Annotated in this window: 1 protein-coding gene; it reads right to left on the minus strand. The window is 58.8% G+C overall.

Going from position 1 to position 1329, the window contains the following annotated elements; all coding sequences use genetic code 11:
• Nucleotides 1-816: recombinase family protein (locus OHD58_RS30325; RefSeq protein ID WP_263807290.1), on the minus strand; the 816-nt coding region annotated here is incomplete at its 3' end.
• Between the last annotated feature and the right edge of the window lie 513 nt (nt 817-1329).

The raw sequence follows: 1329 nt of genomic DNA on the forward strand, positions 1-1329 counted from the left end.
ATTTATTCGGCGCCGGCCGTAGACATATGCGCCGGCATAGGCCGGGTTGTGCAAAATATGATGGACGTGGGCGATGGTGGCGTCTCGCCACACCAACTCGTGGGGCGACGGCCCGCGAAGCGGCCGCACCGGTACGCGTAGGTCGTGCGTGCGCAGGTAACGCATAACGCGTCGCGCGGTCTGAAGCTCTCTAAATTTGTCGAAGATCAGACGCAGCCGAGCCTGAACCTCTTCATCAGGGTTGAACACGATTTGGCCGGAGCGGTTGTAGGTCAAGCCACCTGGCAGCGGTATGCGAAGCTCGCCTCGCGCAGCCTTCTGCCGCTCCCCTTGGTGCAGGCGGATGCGGATCTGGTGCAACTCCGCTTCACTCATGATCCCCGAGAGCCCTAACAGTAACCGGTCGTGATAGGCGCAGGGATCGTAGAGGCGCTCGCCATCGGCGATGATAACGCCGAACAATGAACACAACTCGAGGAGTTGATGCCAATCCCGGTTGTTGCGGGCCAATCGAGATGCATCGAGGCTGACCACCAGACCCGCGTTGCCGAGCCCGATCTCGGCGATGAGCCGTTGGAAGCCGCCACGCTCGACTTGGCCGCTTCCCGATTTTCCAAGATCCTCATCGATGACGACGACACGATCCGGCGGCCAGCCCAATCTGACGGCGCGGTCCACCAAGCTGTACTGAAGTTCGGTGCTTTCCTGATGGTGGCGCACCTGGTTTATCGAGGATTGGCGCACATACACGTAAGCGAACTTTGAACGCCGGACGGCCGTGAGCCGCTCGTCAGAACTGCTCGGAACAGCCAACATCAAACCGCTCCCTCGCCGCTGGCCCGTTCGGCGGCATCCGGCGCATCAGAGTCGCGAGCATCTGCGCGACTTGATGCTGAGATACCGGTGGGAGACTGTTCCAAAGGCTGGGCGTATCTGGCTTGATCCTTGCCAATGGAACACTGGTCTCCGGTAGAGACAGGGCAATCCGATGCGCCAAAGCATGAGCAACCATCGCAACTCGCCATTGAGTTACCAAAGGTGATTCGCGCATAATACACTAAAGGAAGCAAAGTCCGAACGGATATTAACTTTCCCGCCACGCTGCGATGTTCACGATCATCATCGATAACAGGCGACAAATCCGTCACTGACCGGCGGATATTACGTGACCGTCCATCCGGAAGGCGGATGACAATAAAGGCAGGTCCGCGCCCAGACCGAAGTGATGCCACCTCAAACCGCTGTCCACACAGCGCATGTCCACGGTCAACTACCGTGACATGAGACACCAACCGATCAACAACAGGGGTATCCTGCGTTGCTTGGGTC

Origin of the sequence: Mesorhizobium sp. ZC-5 (genome assembly GCF_025753855.1) — a bacterium.
Lineage (GTDB): Bacteria > Pseudomonadota > Alphaproteobacteria > Rhizobiales > Rhizobiaceae > Neomesorhizobium.